General features: G+C 60.9%; 4 protein-coding genes. 3 read left to right on the top strand and 1 reads right to left on the bottom strand.

Going from position 1 to position 1,580, the window contains the following annotated elements; all coding sequences use genetic code 11:
- Positions 1-398 precede the first annotated feature (398 nt).
- Positions 399-620 carry a UPF0175 family protein gene (locus tag Q0964_RS16385; protein ID WP_299269739.1) on the top strand — a complete coding sequence of 74 codons (222 nt, stop codon included), beginning with the start codon at positions 399-401 and terminating at the stop codon, positions 618-620.
- 35 nt (positions 621-655) lie between these two features.
- Positions 656-1,057, top strand: coding sequence for a DUF7718 family protein (locus Q0964_RS16380; protein ID WP_299269736.1), 402 nt, complete (start codon positions 656-658; stop codon positions 1,055-1,057).
- Here Q0964_RS16380 and Q0964_RS16375 read toward each other — a convergent pair.
- The gene (locus Q0964_RS16375) at positions 1,042-1,200 is read right to left on the bottom strand and encodes a hypothetical protein (RefSeq protein WP_299269735.1); all 159 of its coding nucleotides are present in this window, start codon (positions 1,198-1,200) and stop codon (positions 1,042-1,044) included. The two genes, Q0964_RS16380 and Q0964_RS16375, sit on opposite strands and share 16 nt — an antisense overlap.
- 175 nt (positions 1,201-1,375) lie before the next feature.
- Between Q0964_RS16375 and Q0964_RS16370 the strand changes: the two genes are divergently transcribed.
- Positions 1,376-1,580, top strand: a 205-nt coding sequence (locus tag Q0964_RS16370; protein WP_299269733.1) for an enoyl-CoA hydratase/isomerase family protein, incomplete at its 3' end; no start/stop codon positions are given.

Raw genomic sequence — 1,580 nt, 5'->3', positions numbered from 1 at the left:
GCCAGGAACAGGCCACGTATCTTGTCTCTCGTATTGTTTCCTGTCATAGGTTGAATTGTGTTGTATCGTTAGCCGGCGATAGACGCTTTCCGCCCGCGACACTGCGGCGGACGACCGGTCGGCGTGGGTGTACTCGCTTCTATCACCATGGGCAGGGGTACAACAGTACGGTATAGCGGATATATTAAATGTTTTGTGGTTAGGCGTCAGGTGAGACACACGCTCACACGCAGTCAGCCCGTCGATTCCGGGCGTTTCGAGGCCGCTGCGGCCGCAGGTGCGTTTTCAGCCCCCGAAGTATGCCACACGTCTGACACACGGGGTATATACTTTGTGTCCGTGGCGGGGTAGTAACCAGGGACAGATTATTAGCTCCATCGGCCCGAACTCTAGCAACGATGGCCTCTGCCGGAAGCGAACCGACCGACGAACTGGCGACCGCGGTCGGGCGATGCGTACTCGGTGAACTCTCGCTCGGACGAGCAGCCAAAGCGGCTGGGCTGTCCCGGTGGGAGTTCAAGGAGGTACTGGAGGGAGCCGGATTCACCGCGCTGTACGGTCCCCGCACCGACGAGGATCTGCAGCGAGAGGGCGGCGTTGCCCGCGACCTGGGCGAGTAGATGGTGCCGTTCGGGTACATCCCCGTAACCGACCAATGACGGACCATCCACCGGCGTGGATCCGCTGGCCGTACGCGCGCATTCGGCGCGACCTGGAAACCGAGCAGGGACAGGTTCGTCGGTTCGTCGCACAGCTCGAGTACGACATCGAGGCAACGCCAACCGGGCAGAATACCCCCGACTGGCGGACAGTCGCGCGTTTCGACCACGACATCACGGGCGAACAGTCCCACGACGTTCGCGAGGAGGGACTCCATCTGGATATCTACCGGGACGGCGAGAAACACCAGGTCCGGACTGGATTTCCGCCAGTCCCTCTGAGCCGAGCATTCCGTTATTCGGAGGGCTACCTCACGAGGAACGCAGACCGGCTACTCACACAGTTCGAACGGTGCCACGACCTACACGGGCCGTGGCGCACTCAGTCCTCGGAGTAGTATTCGTCAGCGTCGTGCACTTCGAGGTCGTCGAGGTCCGGAAATTCCATGTTCTCAGTGAGTTCGAACTCCTCGACAGGGCGGCCAGTCTCCTCGGCGAGGAGTTCAGCGGCGGTCTTCTCTTCCCGATTTTCGAGTGACATGGATTGTAATCATCTGTATGCTCCCGGCGCACAAACCCGTTTTGATAGGTGGCTAGAGCATCACAAATGCCAGTCGTGGTCGGAACTTCGAGCGACACGGGACGGGTCATGGAATTGCAGTGCTGTCAGATTCCGCAGTCAACGTTTATTCGACCCCGGAGCGAACCCGTCAGGAATGACGACACCGACAGAGGGCCTCCGCTACGAGACCGACGAAACCACCGCGTACCTCACCTTCGACCGCCCTGACAAGCACAACTCCCTGACCCCCGGGATGATGCAGGCGGGGGCGCGTGCCATCCACGACGCAGACGCCAGCGACGATATCCGAGCCATCGTCGTCACCGGCGCGGGCGACGAGGCCTTCTGTACGGGCGCAG

It is taken from the genome of Halorientalis sp. (assembly GCF_028275115.1).
Taxonomy (GTDB): Archaea; Halobacteriota; Halobacteria; order Halobacteriales; family Haloarculaceae; genus Halorientalis.
This window is presented reverse-complemented; position numbering and strand designations above follow the sequence as displayed.